Origin of the sequence: Bradyrhizobium sp. HKCCYLS2038 (genome assembly GCF_051167655.1) — a bacterium.
GTDB lineage: Bacteria > Pseudomonadota > Alphaproteobacteria > Rhizobiales > Xanthobacteraceae > Bradyrhizobium.
In genome coordinates, this window is record NZ_JBNPTM010000002.1 from 477,508 (window position 1) to 495,499 (window position 17,992).

Genomic DNA, 17,992 nt, shown 5'->3' on the forward strand with positions numbered 1-17,992 from the left:
CGACGTCTCCGGGCGCATTCGCCGGCTTAGCTCAGCGGTAGAGCAGCGGTTTTGTAAACCGAAGGTCGGGGGTTCAATCCCCTCAGCCGGCACCATCCGACGCAACGTGGCCGGCGATGGCCCTCTTGCTGGCGACCAATGCACGGCAAGCGCCGTTAGGTACCACCCTTGTCCGCTCCGACTTGAGCCTGTCGGGCTGTGCGCGTGGGCATCGCGCGCCTCAACTGTGGCAACAATGTTGTCACAACTCATGCACGACTCTCACTTGTCCCCAGAAGCTGCTGGTGTTCCAGCTTGATTTGCAACCGATGCTTTGCTGCAATTGTGGCAGCGACGGGGGAACGGGCGTCATGAGCTGGAAGGAAGAGCGCGACGCTTTGATCGCGCAGACGATGGCGTTCGTGCAGTCGGTGACCGGCAAGCCGGCCGATTTCGCGCAGTTCGAACTGCCGTCCGTGCCGGTCGGCACGCCGGTGACACCGCAACAGACCGCGCTGGCGCGCACCACTCCGCCGGTGGCAGAGCGGGCTCCCACCGGTGCAGCCTTGGCCGCGCGTTCCGACACCTTGTCGTCCGGAGCGACCCCATCCGAGCCCGTCAGGACCATCGGCGGCGAAGCCGGCGCGCGACAAGCCAGCCCGATGCGCCCGGCCAAGCCGGCATCGGAGCACTTCACCAGCATCGCTTCGCAGCTGGATCTGCAGCGCGACATGCAAACGGAAATCCGCGCCCGCGTGGCCCGGTTTCGAGCCCACCAGGAGCGCTTCAATCGAGAGCGGCAAGAGTATTTCAGCACAACCTTGGCGCGTCTGAAGGCCTCGGCCGCCGGGACCGTGATCCCTGAGGATTGAGACCCACAAGAATCTCCCCCGGGGATCGAGATCCACGCGAGCCCTCGCCCTATCATCACTGAGCAAAAAACCCTTCGAATGAAGCCGGAAACCGACGCGCTGGCGCTACAGCCACGCGCACAGAAGCGCCAGATTGGCGACGCAGGCAAGCAGCAGCCCAAAGGTGAGCGTGAGCTGGATCCGCCCGCAGAAGATGTGGAGATCGGTTCCCATGGCTTAACCATCCGGCGATTCTAGCCCCGGAGTCCCACGGATTCTTTTTCCAAAAATTTAGGACTCGTTTACGACTCGCCGGGACCGAAAAGGCCGTTTTCCGGCCCAAAACATGCCCGGGTGTCGCTACAACCCCTGTTCATCCTCGGTTCATTCTCCACCGACCTGGAGTTGCTTGGAATGCCCTATGCCCTGTTCTGCAATGACGCCCAGATGAGCAAGGCGTACCCGACCGAGGCCGACGTGTGGCGGCTGGCGCGGCAGAGCGGGCTTGTGGTGGACGTGACGATCAGCGCCGGCCGGTCGACGGCCCAGCTACAACTCGACAATGATTACGAGATCAGGGCCTGCGCTGCCGAGCCGGAGGAAGATCCCTGGCGGAACCGCGCCGAGGCGGAGCAGGAATTCAACATCCCATTCGCGTCCTGATCCGGGCGGCGTCGGCAGGACCGGACGAGCGGGCCGACCGCTCTCGTTACGGGGCTGGCTTGTCTTGGAGAGACTTGTCTCAGGGAAGCTTGCGGCAGACGAGGCCGCGATCAGCGGGCAGCCAGAGCTGCCCGCTGCGAGGTCGCCATGAAATCCGGCTCTACGGCGTCGCCGTAGCCAGAGATGCGGTTTCGGATGGAAGGGCGACGCAGGCGCGCTTGCGGCTGACGCCGCGGATTGCACCGGTCACCTTCAGCACCTTCCCCGACGGGCACGACGCGGCTTGCACCAGCGCCACCTCGTAAGGGGCCAGCATCAACGGTTCGGACTTCAGGACGGTTTGGGCGGAGCACGGCAAAGTAGCCGCCGACAGCAACAGCAGGGACACCAAGATACGCATGTGGGATGATCCATCAAACCGGCGCACTCATAATAGCAATTGGTGACGAAAGTTTCACGGAGGTGTGAAATTTTTTTTGCACTGCGTGAACGCCTTCGAGAACCCGACCCTCCCGGCCCCCAGACAGCCAAACGCCCGCGTCGAAACGCGGGCGCTGCCTCATCTGGCCGTATTGGTCGCCGTCCCGGCGATGCGATCAGTACTTGCTGGCGACCGGTCCGCCCCAGCCAAAGCGGTAGTTCACCCCGACCTTGACGGTGTGCTCATCGTTGTTGAACCGGCTGCCCACGACAGGGGCCGGACCACTCGTAAAGGTGGTGTTGCCGAAATTATAGTACTGATACTCGGCTTTGGCCGACCAGTTGGGCGCAAACATGTACTCCAGGCCGGCGCCGACGGTGTAGCCATCCTTGCTGTTACCGCTGGTGGTGAAGCCGGCCGGCACACCCGCCACGCTGACGCCGAGGCCGTTGCCGTCACGCCAAGCGTAACCGCCCTTGGCGTAGAGCAGCGCCGGACCCCAGGTGTAGCCGAGGCGGCCGGTCACGGAGCCGAGCTGGTTCGCGCCGGTGGCCGTCACGAGCGTCGCGCCGGGGAAGCCGAAATTGGTCGTATTCCGGTCCATCCAGCTGTACTGGGCTTCGATACCCAGCACCCAGTTCGGGGCAAACTGGTAGTCAAAACCGCCTTGGACACCACCAAGGAAGCGGCCGTTGTTACCATCGAGGCTGTTGGCGCCGGCGAAGGCGCCGCCGAGATGACCGCCGATATAGAAGCCAGTCCAGTTATAGATCGCCTGCGGCGGCGTGTAGACCGGCGCCTTGGTGTAGGTCCGCGCGGGCATGTCGGCGGCGAAGGCCGGCACGGCCAAAGCAGTCAAAGCCACTGCACTCAAAAAAAACCGTTTCATGGGACGTCCCCGTTATTCGTTTGCGACATCTATCGAACATCATGGCCGCATTTGGGTTGCGCGATGGCGGTGACGCAGCTGTGATTGCTCAGCGCGTGTCACCAGGGAGCAACAAAGGCCTTTTGTTCCATAGGCTTCCCGAAGATTCCGTGAAGCTGCACGCCTCGCCCGACATTTGGTCGCGGTGAGGCGGCAAAGCGTTTGAACCTGTCTCGTACTTGTGATGGCGCAGCGCTGCGACAAGCCCCTGCGACGACGTGCCAGACCTGCAAAAAGGGCGGCTACCGCGTCAGAGCCGCCAGCTCCGGGAACGAGGTGTAAGTCGCGCCCCCGCAGAGCTCAGCGGCATCCTCGATCAGGCGATCGAACCGGCCGTCGACATAGACCGCTGCGCGTTCTCGCGGCGGCGGATAGCTGCCATCGGAGTTGCGGGCCGCGAAACGCAGGCAGGTCACGTATCGGAGCCGGCCACCGACCGTCCGCTGCACCGGCTCGGCCAGCGCCCCGTCCCGCACGCCCACCGGATTGTTGATGTAGGTCTTGAGGTACGCCAGCAACTCGCTGCGGTAGTTGGCCGGAAACGGCTGGTTCGAGACGCCGCGATCATCGGTATAGGAGATGCCGCGATTGTCCTCGGCGACGAATGCCGCGGGCCCGCCGCTGGCACACCCCGTCAGCAGCAGCGCCAGCATCGCCGCCGGCCACCAGTTCATCGTCCCCATCGCCACGGCGTCCAACTCTCAACGATCCCCGTCGCCCGAGCTTCTAGCCCAAGCCGGCGGCGAGTGAAATCAGCGCCGCGTCCCGGCTGGTCAAACGACTGTCGCCGGAAACACCTCTCGGCGCTCCGGCGACAAACTGATTGACGTCACGGCATGCGCAGGGATCAGCCGCGGCGGGTCGCCGGAGTGACGCGCTTGAAGCTCACCTTCTTGTGGCTGGCCGTCTCAATGCCCGTCTTGTCGATGCCCGCCTTGGCGACCGCCGACGTCTTCACCGCAGCGTGCGATACCTTCACGTTGTGGTGATGGCGGAGATGCGCGACGTGACGATGCTTGTGGCGGAGCAGCGATGCATGCGGCTTGCCCTTGGGCTTGTCGACCGTCGGCTTCGTCTCGTTGACCTTGTCGCCGGCCTGCGTGACGGAGCCGGTCTTGGCATCGGTCTTGGCATCGGATTTGACATCAGTCTTGGCGCCCGCCTTTGGCGCATCCGTCTTGATGGTGGCGGCTCCGGTGGTCTGCGTGGACTTCGCGGATGCATCGGTTTTTGCAGGACCAGCGGCGAACGCAGGCGCAGCCAGGATCGAAGCGGCGAGCAGCGCAACGGACATTGTCTTCAGCATGGTCGTCTCCGTGATGTGAAGATCTGGAGGCACCATCCAGTCTGGATGGGCTCGTGATCATGGAAACGACGATAGGGAACCGGCACTGAACCTGCCGTGAAGTAAAGCGACGAATTCAGTTCATGGACATGAAGGGATAGTCATCGAGATGACTAGCCTGTCATTATGTGGCCAGTATAATGAACCGATCGCGGCGCAAAATCCGCGCAAACGACCGGGAATATTTCGCAGCTGCGGAAGTTCTTCTCCGCATGCAGTCACCACCTGTTGGATCGACAACTCGGGAGATACGAATGAAAAAGTCTGCGATCAGGATTGCCACGCTGGCGCTGTTCTCGATGGCCGTGGCCTCCGGGCCGCTGCTTCTGTCGAAGGCCTATGCCGCTGGCAGCGACACCCCGTCTCCGCCGCCGGCGTCGGATTCGTCCAAGAAGAAGAAGGACAAGAGCTCGAGCATCGAAGATCCGAAGTTCCTGGCGGCTTATCGCACGGCCTACACCTCGATCTATGATCGTGGCGACTACGCCACCGCGATCCAGCAGCTCAAGGCGATGAACCGTGAGGACGTCGCCGACGTCGCCAACCTGATCGGCTACTCCTACCGCAAGCTCGGCAACTACCAGGCTTCGAAGCAGTATTACGAGCAGGCCCTGGCGGACGATCCGAACCACGTGCGCACCTGGCAGTATTACGGCCTGTGGCAGCTCGAACAGGGCAACCGCGAACAGGCCAAGTATCACCTCGACAAGGTGGCACAGCTCGCCGGCACCAACAGCGCTGAATATCGCTCGCTGGCCGACGCGCTCGAGAAGCAGCCGGGCACCGGCCTCGTCTACTAAGACGCGATCGTTCCAGCCCCGGTCACGACAGTGGCGCAACCCGAAAGGGTTGCGCCATTTTCGTTTGTCCGCGGCCATTCGTCCGTTATGGATGAGAGCTTGCATCTTTGAATATTGATCATGCCTTTTGAACGGGAGATTGCCTCGTGGAGCCCTGGCTTGGCGCAGCACTCGGTTACATCAAGGACTGGCTGGCCTTTCAGGTCGAGGTCTCCGAACAGCCCGGCTGCATCCTCGCGATCGCCCATCGCGGCGAGATCGTCATGGAAGCAGCCTATGGGTCCGCCAATCTCGACAGCGGCGAGAAGCTGACGCCGCGGCATCGTTTCCGCATCGCCTCGCACACCAAGGCGTTCACCGCCGCCGGGATCATGCGCCTGCGCGAGCAGAAGCGGCTGAAGCTGGACGATGCGGTCGGCGACCATGTCGGTGATCTGCATTCCGACGTCGCGACCGCCACGCTCAGCCAGCTGCTGTCGCACACGGCGGGACTGATCCGGGACGGCAAGGATTCCAGCCAATTCACCAACGGGCGGCCTTATCTCGACAAGGACGAACTGCTCGCCGAGCTGCGACTCGCACCGGCGATCGAGCCGAACAGCCGCTTCAAATACTCCAACCATGGCTACGGCCTGCTCGGGCTGGTGATCGAGGCCATCACCGGCGAGCCCTACGCCGTCTGGCTGCAGCGCGAAATCATGACCCCACTGGGCTTGCGCGACAGCGCGCCGGACATGGCGCTGCTCGGCAAGTCCGTGCCATTCGCGCGGGGCCATTCACGCAAGCAGCCGCTCGGGCGGCGCGCGGTGATTTCCGGCGACAATCCGACCAACGCGATCATGGCGGCCGCCGGGGTCGTCGCGACCGCAGCCGATACCGCCCGCTTCTTTGCCCAGCTCGCGCCCAACGCAAAGAAGAGCCTGCTCTCGGTCGCGAGCCGGCGCGAGATGGTCCGGCGGCAATGGCGCGTCCCGCAGGACATCGAGGAGGCCTATTACGGTCTTGCATTGATGAGCGGCACCACCGCAGGCTTCGACTGGTTCGGCCATGGCGGCGGCTTCCAGGGCTATATCTCGCGCACGTCGGTCATCCCCGCCCGCGAACTTGCGATCACCGTTCTGACCAATGCCATCGACGGCTGGGCGCCGGCATGGGCCAATGGCGCCAAGTTCATCCTGCAGGCCTTTGCCCAGCATGGCGCGCCTTCGCGCAAGACGCGGGACTGGACGGGGCGCTGGTGGACGCTGTGGGGCGCGGTCGACCTTGTCCCCTTCGGCACCCAGGTCATGGTCGCCAATCCGAACTTCATCAATCCGTTCATCGACGCCGCGCGAATCGAGCCGACCGGCCGCGACACCGGGCGAATCGTGCAGGCCGCCGGCTATGCGAGCCATGGCGAACCAGTCCGGCGCGTGCGCACCAAGACCGGCGTCAGTGAGATCTGGCTCGCCGGCGCGCGGGTGCGGCCCGAGCGCGTGGTCAGGGCGGAGATGGAGCGGACATACCCGAAGGGCCGCCGGAAGAAGGATGCCTGACGCTGCCCTACTTCATCAGCGCCTCGGCTTCGCCGCGGAACGCCTTGCGCGCGTCGTCGCGGGAATAGAACATGTGGCCGCCTGGATAGACCACGAGCTTGAGCCGCGGCGGGCGGGCGAAGGCCGGCAACTGGTCGAGCAGGATCTTCGAGCCGTAATAGGGCGTGGCGAGGTCGAACAGGCCGTGGCCGATCAGGAGCTTCAGCTTCGAATCGAGCGCCATGATCTGCCGGATGTCGCCGGCCGATTCCGGCGGGCTGATGCCGCGGCCGAAATCCCACGAGCTGTTGACGGCGCCGTTCAGCAACTCATACGACCCGTCGGGCCGCCAGTTGAGCTTGTGCGTGGTCAGCTCGACCGCAGCGCTGGTGAGCGGTGCGGTGAGCACGTCACCTGAGGGATCGCCGCTACGCGAGCGGCTCGAATCCGGATTTGGGTCGATGCCCAGCACCGAGGCATCATAGCGGCCGGTGATGCGCCCATTCTTGCGGTCGAACTCGCGGCGAAACTCCGAGATGTCGAAACGGCCGGCCAGGCGCCGGCTGACCGCCTGGTCGATTCCGGTCAGGCTCGCGACCCTGTCCGCGAGCCGGTTGGTCGCCTCGACGTCGGCCTCGCCCTTCACGAGATCGAGCAGGAAGTCACCGCTGGCGTACCGCTCGACATCTGCGAGATCGGCGCGGCTCACCGGCCCCTTGATCTGCCTGGCGACGGCCGCATAGCTCGGCAGGCTCGCGACATATTGCATCAGACTGGAGCCGGAATAGTCGCGGAAGTCCATCAGCGGCGAGAGCAGGATCAGACCGCTCACGCCGACGCCCTGATCGTGTTGCAGGTTATAGACGATCTTCGGACCGCGAATGCCGCCATAGCTCTCGGCCGCAATGAACTTCGGCGACGCCAGCCGGTCGTGCTTCTCCAGCCAGCGGCGCACCACCAGCGACAGCGAGCGGACGTCACCATCGACCGAGTAGAAGCGCCTGCGCACCTCTTCGCCGGATGCCACAAAGCGGCTGTAACCGGTACCGACGGGATCGACGAAAACGAGATCGGTGAAGTCGAGCCAGGTCTCGGCATTGGGCATGAGATCCGGCTTCGCGGACGGCGTCACGCTGGCCGCATCGATCCCGATCCGCCACGGGCCGGCATTGCCGAGCTGCAGATAGGCCGACGACGCCCCCGGTCCGCCATTGAAAAAGAAGGTGACGGGACGGCTGGCGCGGTCGGTGCCGTCGAGCTGATAGGAGGTGTAGGCGATGTCCGCCTGCGGCTCGCCCTTCTCGTTGAACAGGCGGATCGAGCCGGCGGTGGCAGCAAACGACAGCGTACGGCCGCGCAGTTCCAGAGTGTGCGTGGTGGTCGAATCGGCTGGCAGCTTGTGCTGCTCGGCGGCAGCTGACGACCCGGGCGCGTTGGCCGACCGATCCCCCGCCGAGCCGGTGCGCGGGGTGCTGGACTCGGCATGAGCCGGAGCCGCCGGCGGAGCGTCCTGGGCGCGCACGGCCTGGACGGCGACAAACGCAGTCATTGTCGCGGCCAGCAGGGCATTCCGCATCAAGCAAGCTTTCGAACCGCTCATCCAAACCACTCCTCTGGCCGCGTGCGACACAAGCGGTCGAAAGCTACCGCTCTTTTCCCGCCGCATGAACCGCGGCTGCGGATTAAGCTCAACCAACTCTTCCGTGATCCAGGTCACGTCGGGGCGAGTGCCTGTTCCCTGCAGTTGTGATATGCGCTCGAACCTCTCGGTCCCGTCCGACGTCCCAATCTTGGGACAACAGCCGCGCCGCCGGTTGCGATCACGGAGTTCATCATGAAGTACCCGACGTTCATCGTCGCGGCCCTCACCGGGCTCGCCGCACCGGCTCTCCTTGGGCCGACGGCAGCCTGGGCCGGGCCTCCGGCCGCGCTGGTCGAAGACGTCCAGGGCGAGGTCGCCGGCGCCGAGCTGATGGACTATGTCGCGCCCGGCCAGGTGATCAAGCTCGGGCCCGACGGCGCTGTGGTCATGAGCTACCTGAAATCATGCCGCCGCGAGACGGTCAGCGGCTCCGGCAACGTGACGGTGGGCCCGGCCGAGAGCAAGGTCGACGGCGCGACGCTCAAGAGCGACATCGTCAATTGCGACGCCAGCCATGCCCAGGCGACGACGCGCGAGACCAGCGAGGTGGCAGCGACCATCGTGCGTAGCCTCGGGTCGGACAACCCGCCGGTGGCGCAAGCCGTCATCTATGGCGCCTCGCCAATCGTCGAGGCCAAGGGGAGCGGCACCCTGGTCGTCGAGCGGCTCGATCAGCCTGGCGAGCGCCAGCAGATCGAACTGTCGGGCCGGCAGTACAAGGGCCGGTTCTACGACTTTGCAGGCACCAGCCATCCGCTGACGCCAGGCGGGATCTATGTTGCGAGCTTCGGCGCTGCGCGACTGGTGTTCAAGGTCGACGCGCAGGCCAAGGCGGGGCCCGGCCCCGCGGTCGGTCGACTGATCCGGCTCAACTGAAACTGAGAGCCGAGAGAGGTGGCGATCGGACGCCGGACGCGCGACGCGCTTGCCGTGATCGCCATTGCGCTGAGCTGCGCCGGGCTGTTCGTCTCGCCGGCGTTCGAGCGCGGCCGCGGCCTGTCGCTGGATGCGCTGACCTGGCTGCGCTTCGAGCTGTTCGGCAATCGCTGGGACGCCGTGACGAGCCCGGCGGTCGTGATCGCGATCGATGAGGAGAGCTATCAGGCGCCGCCGTTCAAGGGCGCGCCGCTGCTAACCTGGACCGGCGAAATCGGCCGGGTTCTGTCGGCGGTGATCGAGGGCGGCGCCAAGGTGGCCGGCTTCGACATGGTGTTCCAGACCTCGATCGAACAGTCGGAGATTCCGCTCGGCGACTCCACGCTCGGCGACAAGACGCGCGGCTTCGATCGCGAGTTTCTGCGCGCGCTCGCGTCAGCAGCCGCCGGCAGCAAGGTCGTGCTGGGCGAGATCTTCGGCGAGCCGCCGATCCTCCCCGCTCCCGGGCAGCGCATTGCGGTGCGTCAGCAGCAGAACCTGCGGCCGCTCAACACCTACACCGACAGCGACGACGTGGTCCGCCGCCATCCGCTGACGCTGAGCGCAGACGGCAAGGCCGTGCCGAGCATGGCGCTCGAACTGGCGGCGCGCGCGATCGGCACAGCGCCAGCCATATCGGCCGATGGCGTGGCACTCGGGGATTACCGCGTCCCCGGCAGCGTGCCCGGCACCATGACATTGAATTTCGCCGGCGGCGCCCAGGACATTCCGACCTACTCCTTTGCTGATCTGCGCGCCTGCGCGCTCAAGGGCGACAAGGAGTATTTCCGTCGCGAGTTCGCCGGCAAGGTCGTCCTGATCGGCACCGTCGGAATCGAGGACCGGCGCGTGACGTCGAAGCGGTTCGCGACCCGCGCCGAGGGCGCACGCCGGCCGCGTTGCGTGCTGGAAGAACGCAAGGTGGCCGAGACCTTTGCGCGCAGCACCATCGCCGGCGTGTATATCCACGCCACCGCAGTGAACAATCTGGTGCGGCAGGACGCCACGATCGAACTGAGCCGCCCTGCGATCTTCGCCATTGCCGCGGTTCTTGCCCTCTTTGGCGCGCTGCTGGCGCGGCTGCTGCGGCCGGTCTCTGCGGCCGCGCTGCTCGCCGCACTCTCCGTTCTCTACACGGCGCTCGCCGCCACGCTCTTCAACCATGCCTATGCGCTGCCCCTCGCAGAGCCGCTCGCTGCCGGTCTGCTCGCTCTGACGGCGACGACCGCCTATCGCTTCATGGTCACCGACAAGGACCGCCGGCTGCTGCAGAAGAGCTTCGCCTATTATCTCGCGCCGCGCGAAATCGACCGCATGCTAGCCTCGCACCGGCTGCCGCAGCTCGGTGGCGAGACCCGCGAGGTCACCGTGTTCTTCTCCGACATCGAGGGCTTCTCGCGCATCGCCGAGCAGATGACGCCGGAGCAGCTGATGGCGCTGACCAACGAATATCTCTCGGCGATATCAGACGTCATCGAAAGCCATGACGGTTACGTCGACAAATACATCGGCGACTCCGTCGTCGCGGTCTTCGGCGCCCCGCTCGATGATCCCCATCATGCCAGGAGCGCCGCGCGCGCGGCGCTCGACTGCAAGGCGCGGCTCGCCGAGCTCAACCGCACCTCGACGGCCTTCCAGGGCATCAAGGTGGCGCAGCGCATCGGCATCAACAGCGGTGCTGCGCTGGTCGGCAATTTCGGCTCGGAACGCCGCTTCAACTACTCCGTCATGAGCGATGCGGTGAACGTCGCCTCGCGGCTCGAAGGCGCCAACAAGTTCTACGGCACCACGATCATCGCGTCCGACAGCACGGTGGCGCTCGCCGGCGATGAATTCGCATGGCGCGAGCTCGACACGATCCGTGTCAAGGGTCGCGAGCAGTCGCTGAAGATCTACGAGTTGCACGGCCGCGCCGCCGAGCTGTCTTCCCCGGAACGCGCGCTGCTCGACGGCTATGCGGCCGGGCTTGCGCACTGGCGCGCAGGCGAGCTGCAACGGGCCTGCGATTGCTTCGCACCACGAGCAGCGAACGACGCTCCGAGCGCGCTGTTTGCCGAGCGCGCCACCGCCGCGCTCCAGGACGACTCGACCGCATGGGACCCCGTTCGCAGCCTGCAGGAAAAATGACGTCGCGATGACAAGTCCCCTGCCCGTCTGCAAGAGACATGATCGGACATGATGGCGCGACGATGCGCCCGATTCCGGGCGGCATCGGCCCTCAACCCGGCCCTATTGAACCATGATACCGGCGACGATGGACAAGCACGGCCAAGGTCGGGTAGACGACACGGCGCCCTTATCCGGCAACCGACCAGCGAGCCTTGCGACGCATGACCACGCCCAAGCGATATGAGCGGATCGCCTTCGTCGCGAGCCCGAGTGCCGAGGCCCAGGCCGCACTGACGCAGCTCTCGGCGCTGTACGGCAATTCCGATCCGGACCTCGCCGACGTGGTGGTGGCGCTCGGCGGCGACGGCCTGATGCTGCAGACGCTGCACGACCATATGCGCTCCGGCAAGCCGATCTACGGCATGCATCGCGGCACGGTCGGCTTCCTGATGAACGAGTTCTCGGCCATCGACCTGCACGGCCGACTCGAGGCGGCACAGGAATCGGTGATCCACCCGCTGCTGATGCGCGCGACCGACGCCAACGGCGTGGTTCACATCCATCACGCCATCAACGAGGTCTATCTGTTCCGCCAGACCGCGCAGACCGCGCGGTTGCGCATCCTGATCGATGAGCGCGAGCGCATGCCCGAGCTGATCGCCGACGGCGTGCTGGTGGCGACGCCGGCTGGCTCGACGGCCTATAATCTCTCGGTGCAGGGCCCAATCCTGCCGATCAACGCCGCGCTGCTGGCGCTGACGCCGATCAGCGCCTTTCGTCCGCGGCGCTGGCGCGGCGCGCTGCTCCCGAACACAGCCTATGTGATCGTCGAGGTGCTCGAAGGCGACAAGCGGCCGGTCGCGGCCGTCGCCGACCATGACGAGGTCCGCAACGTCCAGCGTGTCGAGGTGCTCTCCGACAAGACGATCTCGATGCGGATGCTGTTCGACGCCGGCCACAGCCTCGAAGAGCGGATCCTGAGCGAGCAGTTCGGCTACTGACACGCGACTGCAGAGCGTAGCCCCCGCTCTCTCCTCCCGTCATTCCGGGGCGGCGCGAAGCGACGAGCCCGGAATCCATAGCCACAGGCGGCCGTTGTTGAACGATTCCCACGACCCGTGTGCGTCAGCGGGTTTCGTGGCTATGGATTCCGGGCTCGCGCGTTCCGCGCGCCCCGGAATGACAGCCGAAAGAGCGACGCGTCTTCCACCCAAACGCCGCTGAAACACCCCACCCGCAACGCTTTGTTAACCCGGTGCTCCGTATGGTTAATGCGCATTGACCACCTTCATTGGTGATGCCTTCAGGCCGGCCAAAATGTACCGCATCGACTTCAACAAGCTGCGTTTTCTCGTCTGCGACGACAACCCGCACATGCGCCGCATCCTGCGGACGCTGCTGCACTCGTTTGGCGCGCGCGAGGTCAACGAGGCCGAGGACGGCGCCACCGCGCTCGAAATGTACACCCATTTCTCGCCGGACATCGTCATCACCGACTGGGCAATGCCGATCTTCGATGGACTCGAGCTCGCGCAGATGATCCGCCAGCCGGAGGCCAAGGGAAACCCCTACGCGCCGATCATCATGCTGACCGGTCATTCGGAGAAGCGCCGCGTCACCGTCGCGCGCGATGCCGGGGTCACGGAGTTTCTGGCCAAGCCGATTTCGGCGAAGGGCCTCTACCAGCGTATTCTCAACGTGGTCGCCAATCCCCGGCCCTTCATCAAGACCAAGACCTATTTCGGCCCGGACCGCCGCCGCAACACCAACACCGCCTATATCGGTCCCGAGCGCCGGATCGGTGGCGAGGCTGAGATCTTCCAGCAGCCGTCACTTCTGGATAAAGCGCGCTCCGCAGTTTGACGGCGCAGCAGTGAGTCTCTGTTAACGCCGTCCGGGAATGGCCGCACAGCAGGTCGGGTTCCTCGGCTATGAATCTTCACGTCAACATGGTTGCGTTGGTCGGCATCACCTGAGGATATCGAGATGGCGAAAGACAAGGCCCCGGCAATCCAGGTCAAGAGCTACCCCTCGCACCATGTGATTACCCAGCCCAATCCGTTGAAGAAGGTGCTGCGCCGCGCCGACGAGAAGGATCTCGACGATCCGATCGCGCGTGCCGAAGCGGCGCTCGCCGGGCTCTCGGGCGAGTTCAAGTCCTGGATGGACACCGAGGCCGAGCGCCTGACGAAGGCCTATGCGGCCGTGGTCAAGACCGGCTTCGACGACGACGCCTGCGAGGAGTTGTTCCGCGCCACGCATGACATCAAGGGCGACGCCGCGACCTTCGGTTATCCCGCAGCCGCAGAGGTCGCCGACAGCCTGTGCCGAATCATCGAGCACGCCCCCGATCTCGACAAGGTGCCCGCCGAGCTGTTCGAGCATCACGTCAACGCCATTCAGGCGATCGTGCACGATCACACCAAGTACCACAGCCCGACGGTCGCCGCCGAACTGAGCCGGCGCCTGCGCCGCGTCGCCGACGACTACCTGGTCCAGGTCAACCGCAATCGGCCGGAACATCTCGAAGCGATCCTGGCGCCGAGCCTGGTGCCGAGCGATCAGCCGTAATTGCTGATGGTCGAGCTCGGCGGCAAGGCGCCTTCGAGCAATTCACGCGCAGGAAGCTTTACGCGCCTCTCTCGTTCGTCATTCCGGGGCGCGCGAAGCGCGAGCCCGGAATCCATACGCACAGGAAGCAATGAGGCACGAGATGGCGGCGGCGCTTGTCTTCGCCACCCGACCGCTCGGGAGTATGGATTCCGGGCTCATCGCTGCGCGATGCCCCGGAATGACGTGGAGAGAGATGGCTAAGCTTACGCAGGGGAGTTGCTGACAGACTGTAAGGTCGACCTATGCCGCGATCAGTCCGAACTCCAAGCCCGCGACGAAATCCTCCGCCATCACCTCATCGCAGAACTCGCGCGCTTCGTCGCGGGCGGATTCGGTGGCGAAACGGCGCAACAGGATCAGCAGCGGCTCGGCGGCATCGCGGTCCGTCGCGCAATGGGTGAGCACGCGCTCCACCATCTTGCGGCGCAGGATCGCCGCGCCGCTCAGCGTATCGGCAAAGCCGTTCTCGCGGCAGACCTCGAGCGCGATCGCGAACGCATCGAAAGTGGTGTCCGGAATGCCGGCCTTGCGCAACAATCCCTGCAGGCTGGCGCGGCCGCGATCGTTGAGCAGCGCTGACACCCGCGCCCGCGGCATCTCGGCGAGTTCGGAGAGCGCGATCTCGAACAGTTCGACATTGCCGGAGAGCAGCGCGCGCAGGATCAGGCCGGCGGTGAGTTGCGACGTCATTCGCAGATGCTGGACCAGGCCCCGCAGCTCCTCGCCGCGCGAGCGGGCCGCGATCGTGATGGTCGAGCGGTCGCGCGCCTCGCTGGTGATGCGCTCCGCCCGATCGGCGCTGAGCCAATTCCGGGCAACGACGAACTGCGTCAGCGTCTCGGACAGCTTGCCGACCAGGGCCGCGCGGGTCGCTGCCGGCAGATCATCGAGCACCAGCATGGCTTCGCGAATGGCTGCGAGATGGCCATGGCGTTCGACGATGCGGTCCCAGGAGAAGGGTGGCAATTCGGCGTAGGCGTTTTCGATCAGTTCGAGCGCCGCTGCGGCGCTGCCGACCTCGGCGATCGCGGCGCAGACCGGCGCCGGCACACCGATCCGCCGCGCGATGGCGCATTGCGTTTCGGAGTTGCCGGTCGCGACGATATCGACGAGATCGGCATCGATCAGCAGCGGCGAATGTTCGAGGATGATGACGGCGACCGAGGCCTGGTCGGTGGCGAGCGCCTGGACGATGGCGGCGGGCGCCTCCTCCGACCTCGCGAACACCTCGGCCATCGCCTGCCGCACCAGCGGCGACGAATCGTCCAGCAGCATGAGGAGCGCGCCTTCGGCGGCGCCACGGTCCTCGTCGCTGAGATCCGACAACAACCAGGCCCGCGCGAGTGCCCTGGTGGCCTCTGCCCGCTCACCGGCGGGCGCGGTTCTGACCCAACTGAGAAACTGCCGAACGATCATGGTCTTTCCGGCTTACGCAACTTGCAAACAAGGCCACGAGGGCCTCAACAGCACCGAAAATAAACCACGACGCTTAACAAAGCGTTCACCATAAGTGACTGGTTTCGTTGATGTTTTGTTAAGCGATCTTCGACAGAGTATTGAAATACCCTTAAATTCCGTATTCCAACGGATGAAGCGCCTCTCTCGGCAATCGAGAGAGACACCCTCATGCGCTCGAAATAGCTTCGTCCTATCAATGACTCAGGGACGAAACGGGCCAGCCGTGGCCGCCCCGTCAGCCCGAGAATGTCCCGTTGGGGTCGCTGAACAGGTCGAGCCGAGGCTGAGTCCGGCCACGGCCATTATCGTCTGCGCCTTGATCAGCGGACGCGGTGCTCGCGACCGAACGGCCCCACAGGGCGCGAACATCAGGCGACACCGCCTGGGTCGATTGGCCGTCAACTTGGAACAGCGAACGGAACATCGGATCGGCGGGCCGGCTCGCGGCCGAGGCGTCAGCCGTGGTCGCTGCGGTGTGCTGCGCGCTGCCCCTCGCATCGGGGAACATCGAGAGAAAAGTCGCGGTGTCCGTCGTCGGCAGCGCACCGCCGCCAGCCGCGTTTGCGACCGCGACAGGCTGCGACGATCCACCATAGAGAGCCAGGGCGCCGCGCGTCGCCGACGAATTCGCTGCGCTGGCATAGCGCGTGTTCAACACCGAATAGACCTGCGAGACGCTGCGGGCCTGACCGTCGCGATCGTAGAAGATCGAGCGGTTGGCGGCCGCTGCGCTGGGAAAGATCCGCGCCGCCGACGCACTCGGCGTATCCTGGGCGCTGGAGATCAGCTTGGCGGCGCCGCCGACGCCCATGAAGTGCGCCATGTAGAGCTCGGCATCGGTCGGCCGACGGCCGATCATGCCGGTCAGCTGGAAGCTGTTCGACTGCGTCAGCGCCGCAGCCATCGCCGACGACGCCTTGGGATCGTCGCGCAGCTTCATGATCGCCTGCCGCATCTCGGGATCGCTGACCGTATAGTCCCCCGACGAATTGCGGGTGATCGCATCGGCATATTGGCCGTAGCCGAGATCGGGGCCGGCCTGCTTCACGGTGCCGAGCCAGGTCTGGTCGATGAACTGATACAGGCCGCGGGCCGACGAGGTCGACGCGCCGGCGGTCGGGTTGAAGTCCGACTCCATCTTGGCCGTCGACAGCAGATATTCGAAACTGGTGCCGACGCTGTCAGCCGCCTGCTTGATGGCGCCGGCCACCTTCGCCCGAACGCCATCGAGGATCCCCAAGGGCGAGGAGTTGGATGCGTCGACCGACATGAGAAGACCCGCTGTTTGCAGATGCACTGGCAGACGAACGCGCCGGAAACATCAGGCAAGATGCGGCTGGCATGGTTAATGGCCGGTTAATTCACCGCCCCTACCCGGCCAATGAACGACCCCGGATCGTTGCGGAGGCGGGTCTCTGACCTACTTGGTCTCTGACCTACTTGCGATAGACCGCGGCGGGATCGAACAGCCGGTCGGCGTCGACGAACACCAGCTTCGCGGCGCCATCCTCCGCCGTCTCGACCTTGCGATAGAAGCAGGAATGCCGGCCGGTGTGGCAGGCGGCTCCGGTCTGCTCGACACGCAGCCAGACGGCGTCCTGGTCGCAATCGGTGCGCATCTCGATCACGCGCTGGGTCTGACCCGAACTCTCACCCTTTCGCCACAACGCGTTGCGCGAGCGGCTGAAATACCAGGCCTCGCCGGTCGCCAGCGTCTTGCGCAGCGCCTCGTCGTTCATGTGCGCGACCATCAGCACGTCGCCGCTCGCGGCGTCCGTCGTCACGCAGGTGACGAGGCCGGCCGCGTCGAATTTGGGCAGGAAGGCCGAGCCTTCCTCGCGTTCTACGGATGATGACGACACGGATCTCGGACCTGGGCAGGCTTACCGGAGCGGCGAGCGGACCATGGACAGGAAGCGCGACTGCTCGGCCGGATTGTCCCTGAACATGCCGGTGAAGCGGCTGGTGAAGGTGATGGCGCCGTGCTTGGCGACGCCGCGCACGGACATGCAGGTGTGCTCGGCCTCGATCATCACGGCCACGCCGCGCGGCTTCAGCACCTCGTCGATCGCGGCGGCGATCTGGGCGGTGAGATGCTCCTGGGTCTGCAGCCGGCGGGCGAAGATGTCGGTCAGGCGAGCCAGCTTGGAGAGGCCCACGACCCGCTCGACCGGCGTGTAGGCGATGTGCGCCTTGCCGTAGAACGGCATCATGTGATGCTCGCATTGCGACGTGAATTCGATGTCGCGGATCAGCACGAAATCGTCGTAGCCCGCGGTCTCGCCAAAGGTGCGGTCGAGCACCTCGGCCGGGCACTGGTGATAGCCCTGAAACAGCTCGTCATACGCCTCGACGACCCGGCGCGGCGTATCGATCAGGCCCTCGCGGGTCGGATCCTCACCGATGTAATTCAACAGCGTATAGACCGCAGCCTCGGCCTCGGCGCGCGACGGGCGCGGCCGGTCAGGGCGCACCGCGGCAGCAAGGAATTCGGCCGGGTCGAGCTCCGCCGAACGCTCGGCGGCCAGCTTGGTCTCGGTCGGCTTGCCTTCGGGCTTGTTCGTGCGCAGCGTCTTGATCAAAGTGTCCATCTCAACTCCGTTCGACCAGTCGGCGAACCGACTGGAGTGTCACCGGCAGAGCGTCACCTTGGACGGCGTCACCTGCAGAGGTGGGACCCGCAGGCTTGGCGCTCCCGGCGCCCGATGCCTGTGGATGTGGCTGGAATTCCTGCCAATCATTTCCATATAATCT

At 65.1% G+C, this 17,992-nt stretch carries 19 protein-coding genes and 1 tRNA gene; 10 read left to right on the forward strand and 10 right to left on the reverse strand.

The window, feature by feature from the left end; translation table 11 throughout:
* Positions 1 to 20 precede the first annotated feature (20 nt).
* Both ACQR1I_RS11320 and ACQR1I_RS11325 read left to right on the forward strand, forming a co-directional pair.
* Positions 21 to 95 (forward strand) — tRNA-Thr (locus tag ACQR1I_RS11320).
* A gap of 255 nt (positions 96 to 350) precedes the next feature.
* Positions 351 to 851, forward strand: coding sequence for a hypothetical protein (locus tag ACQR1I_RS11325; protein WP_434865122.1), 501 nt, complete (start codon positions 351 to 353; stop codon positions 849 to 851).
* Between the two features lie 105 nt (positions 852 to 956).
* Here the strand turns inward: ACQR1I_RS11325 and ACQR1I_RS11330 are convergent, their stop codons facing one another.
* Positions 957 to 1,064: a glucose transporter gene (locus tag ACQR1I_RS11330; RefSeq protein WP_434864674.1), complete on the reverse strand. Its 108-nt coding sequence runs from the start codon at positions 1,062 to 1,064 to the stop codon at positions 957 to 959.
* A 180-nt stretch (positions 1,065 to 1,244) separates the two neighbouring features.
* Here ACQR1I_RS11330 and ACQR1I_RS11335 point away from each other — a divergent pair, with 180 nt between their 5' ends.
* Positions 1,245 to 1,493: a hypothetical protein gene (locus ACQR1I_RS11335; RefSeq protein ID WP_434864675.1), complete on the forward strand. Its 249-nt coding sequence runs from the start codon at positions 1,245 to 1,247 to the stop codon at positions 1,491 to 1,493.
* Between the two features lie 160 nt (positions 1,494 to 1,653).
* Here the strand turns inward: ACQR1I_RS11335 and ACQR1I_RS11340 are convergent, their stop codons facing one another.
* The 4 genes from ACQR1I_RS11340 to ACQR1I_RS11355 form a co-directional block, all read right to left on the reverse strand.
* Positions 1,654 to 1,893, reverse strand: a complete 240-nt coding sequence (locus ACQR1I_RS11340) for a hypothetical protein (protein WP_434864676.1) — start codon at positions 1,891 to 1,893, stop codon at positions 1,654 to 1,656.
* Positions 1,894 to 2,089: 196 nt separating this feature from the next.
* Entirely contained in the window at positions 2,090 to 2,803 is a 714-nt protein-coding gene (locus ACQR1I_RS11345; protein WP_434864677.1) for an outer membrane protein, read from the reverse strand.
* 281 nt (positions 2,804 to 3,084) lie between these two features.
* The gene (locus ACQR1I_RS11350; RefSeq protein ID WP_434865123.1) at positions 3,085 to 3,525 is read right to left on the reverse strand and encodes a hypothetical protein; all 441 of its coding nucleotides are present in this window, start codon (positions 3,523 to 3,525) and stop codon (positions 3,085 to 3,087) included.
* A 164-nt stretch (positions 3,526 to 3,689) separates the two neighbouring features.
* Positions 3,690 to 4,148 (reverse strand): hypothetical protein, encoded by a 459-nt coding sequence (locus tag ACQR1I_RS11355; protein ID WP_434864678.1) that lies wholly within the window; start codon positions 4,146 to 4,148, stop codon positions 3,690 to 3,692.
* A 293-nt stretch (positions 4,149 to 4,441) separates the two neighbouring features.
* Here ACQR1I_RS11355 and ACQR1I_RS11360 point away from each other — a divergent pair, with 293 nt between their 5' ends.
* Together ACQR1I_RS11360 and ACQR1I_RS11365 are read left to right on the forward strand one after the other, a co-directional pair.
* Positions 4,442 to 4,987 (forward strand): tetratricopeptide repeat protein, encoded by a 546-nt coding sequence (locus tag ACQR1I_RS11360; protein WP_434864679.1) that lies wholly within the window; start codon positions 4,442 to 4,444, stop codon positions 4,985 to 4,987.
* A gap of 146 nt (positions 4,988 to 5,133) precedes the next feature.
* Positions 5,134 to 6,522 (forward strand): serine hydrolase domain-containing protein, encoded by a 1,389-nt coding sequence (locus ACQR1I_RS11365; RefSeq protein ID WP_434864680.1) that lies wholly within the window; start codon positions 5,134 to 5,136, stop codon positions 6,520 to 6,522.
* Between the two features lie 7 nt (positions 6,523 to 6,529).
* On the opposite strand, the gene ACQR1I_RS11370 is transcribed toward ACQR1I_RS11365, so the two are convergent.
* Positions 6,530 to 8,101, reverse strand: coding sequence for a S10 family peptidase (locus tag ACQR1I_RS11370; protein WP_434864681.1), 1,572 nt, complete (start codon positions 8,099 to 8,101; stop codon positions 6,530 to 6,532).
* A 234-nt stretch (positions 8,102 to 8,335) separates the two neighbouring features.
* On the opposite strand from ACQR1I_RS11370, the gene ACQR1I_RS11375 reads away from it, so the two are divergent.
* From ACQR1I_RS11375 to ACQR1I_RS11395, 5 genes are all read left to right on the forward strand, one after another.
* Positions 8,336 to 9,019 carry a hypothetical protein gene (locus tag ACQR1I_RS11375; RefSeq protein ID WP_434864682.1) on the forward strand — a complete coding sequence of 228 codons (684 nt, stop codon included), beginning with the start codon at positions 8,336 to 8,338 and terminating at the stop codon, positions 9,017 to 9,019.
* Positions 9,020 to 9,037: 18 nt separating this feature from the next.
* A complete protein-coding gene (locus tag ACQR1I_RS11380) occupies positions 9,038 to 11,185 on the forward strand; it encodes a CHASE2 domain-containing protein (RefSeq protein ID WP_434864683.1) in 2,148 nt (715 codons plus the stop codon).
* A gap of 203 nt (positions 11,186 to 11,388) precedes the next feature.
* Positions 11,389 to 12,168: an NAD kinase gene (locus ACQR1I_RS11385; protein ID WP_434864684.1), complete on the forward strand. Its 780-nt coding sequence runs from the start codon at positions 11,389 to 11,391 to the stop codon at positions 12,166 to 12,168.
* A gap of 316 nt (positions 12,169 to 12,484) precedes the next feature.
* A complete protein-coding gene (locus ACQR1I_RS11390) occupies positions 12,485 to 13,030 on the forward strand; it encodes a response regulator (protein ID WP_172107934.1) in 546 nt (181 codons plus the stop codon).
* A gap of 123 nt (positions 13,031 to 13,153) precedes the next feature.
* Complete coding sequence (locus tag ACQR1I_RS11395) at positions 13,154 to 13,738, forward strand: Hpt domain-containing protein (RefSeq protein ID WP_434864685.1); 585 nt, start codon at positions 13,154 to 13,156, stop codon at positions 13,736 to 13,738.
* 282 nt (positions 13,739 to 14,020) lie between these two features.
* Here ACQR1I_RS11395 and ACQR1I_RS11400 read toward each other — a convergent pair whose 3' ends face one another.
* The 4 genes from ACQR1I_RS11400 to folE all read right to left on the reverse strand — a co-directional run bounded on the left by ACQR1I_RS11400 (position 14,021) and on the right by folE (position 17,829).
* Positions 14,021 to 15,196 (reverse strand): DUF2336 domain-containing protein, encoded by a 1,176-nt coding sequence (locus tag ACQR1I_RS11400; RefSeq protein ID WP_434864686.1) that lies wholly within the window; start codon positions 15,194 to 15,196, stop codon positions 14,021 to 14,023.
* Positions 15,197 to 15,473: 277 nt separating this feature from the next.
* Entirely contained in the window at positions 15,474 to 16,508 is a 1,035-nt protein-coding gene (locus tag ACQR1I_RS11405) for a lytic transglycosylase domain-containing protein (RefSeq protein ID WP_434864687.1), read from the reverse strand.
* 166 nt (positions 16,509 to 16,674) lie between these two features.
* Entirely contained in the window at positions 16,675 to 17,100 is a 426-nt protein-coding gene (gene hisI / locus ACQR1I_RS11410) for a phosphoribosyl-AMP cyclohydrolase (RefSeq protein WP_434864688.1), read from the reverse strand.
* Positions 17,101 to 17,121: 21 nt separating this feature from the next.
* Entirely contained in the window at positions 17,122 to 17,829 is a 708-nt protein-coding gene (gene folE / locus ACQR1I_RS11415; protein WP_434864689.1) for a GTP cyclohydrolase I FolE, read from the reverse strand.
* Positions 17,830 to 17,992 lie beyond the last annotated feature (163 nt).

What these genes read in the sequence shown, in the direction of transcription:
- ACQR1I_RS11330 (WP_434864674.1), bottom strand. Translation starts at nt 1,064, where the DNA reads ATGGGAACCGATCTCCACATCTTCTGCGGGCGGATCCAGCTCACGCTC.
- ACQR1I_RS11355 (WP_434864678.1), bottom strand. Translation starts at nt 4,148, where the DNA reads ATGCTGAAGACAATGTCCGTTGCGCTGCTCGCCGCTTCGATCCTGGCT.
- ACQR1I_RS11400 (WP_434864686.1), bottom strand. Translation starts at nt 15,196, where the DNA reads ATGATCGTTCGGCAGTTTCTCAGTTGGGTCAGAACCGCGCCCGCCGGT.
- ACQR1I_RS11345 (WP_434864677.1), bottom strand. Translation starts at nt 2,803, where the DNA reads ATGAAACGGTTTTTTTTGAGTGCAGTGGCTTTGACTGCTTTGGCCGTG.
- ACQR1I_RS11325 (WP_434865122.1), top strand. Translation starts at nt 351, where the DNA reads ATGAGCTGGAAGGAAGAGCGCGACGCTTTGATCGCGCAGACGATGGCG.
- ACQR1I_RS11360 (WP_434864679.1), top strand. Translation starts at nt 4,442, where the DNA reads ATGAAAAAGTCTGCGATCAGGATTGCCACGCTGGCGCTGTTCTCGATG.
- ACQR1I_RS11390 (WP_172107934.1), top strand. Translation starts at nt 12,485, where the DNA reads ATGTACCGCATCGACTTCAACAAGCTGCGTTTTCTCGTCTGCGACGAC.
- ACQR1I_RS11350 (WP_434865123.1), bottom strand. Translation starts at nt 3,525, where the DNA reads ATGGGGACGATGAACTGGTGGCCGGCGGCGATGCTGGCGCTGCTGCTG.
- ACQR1I_RS11385 (WP_434864684.1), top strand. Translation starts at nt 11,389, where the DNA reads ATGACCACGCCCAAGCGATATGAGCGGATCGCCTTCGTCGCGAGCCCG.
- ACQR1I_RS11375 (WP_434864682.1), top strand. Translation starts at nt 8,336, where the DNA reads ATGAAGTACCCGACGTTCATCGTCGCGGCCCTCACCGGGCTCGCCGCA.
- ACQR1I_RS11370 (WP_434864681.1), bottom strand. Translation starts at nt 8,101, where the DNA reads ATGAGCGGTTCGAAAGCTTGCTTGATGCGGAATGCCCTGCTGGCCGCG.
- folE (WP_434864689.1), bottom strand. Translation starts at nt 17,829, where the DNA reads ATGGACACTTTGATCAAGACGCTGCGCACGAACAAGCCCGAAGGCAAG.
- ACQR1I_RS11340 (WP_434864676.1), bottom strand. Translation starts at nt 1,893, where the DNA reads ATGCGTATCTTGGTGTCCCTGCTGTTGCTGTCGGCGGCTACTTTGCCG.
- ACQR1I_RS11395 (WP_434864685.1), top strand. Translation starts at nt 13,154, where the DNA reads ATGGCGAAAGACAAGGCCCCGGCAATCCAGGTCAAGAGCTACCCCTCG.
- ACQR1I_RS11335 (WP_434864675.1), top strand. Translation starts at nt 1,245, where the DNA reads ATGCCCTATGCCCTGTTCTGCAATGACGCCCAGATGAGCAAGGCGTAC.
- ACQR1I_RS11405 (WP_434864687.1), bottom strand. Translation starts at nt 16,508, where the DNA reads ATGTCGGTCGACGCATCCAACTCCTCGCCCTTGGGGATCCTCGATGGC.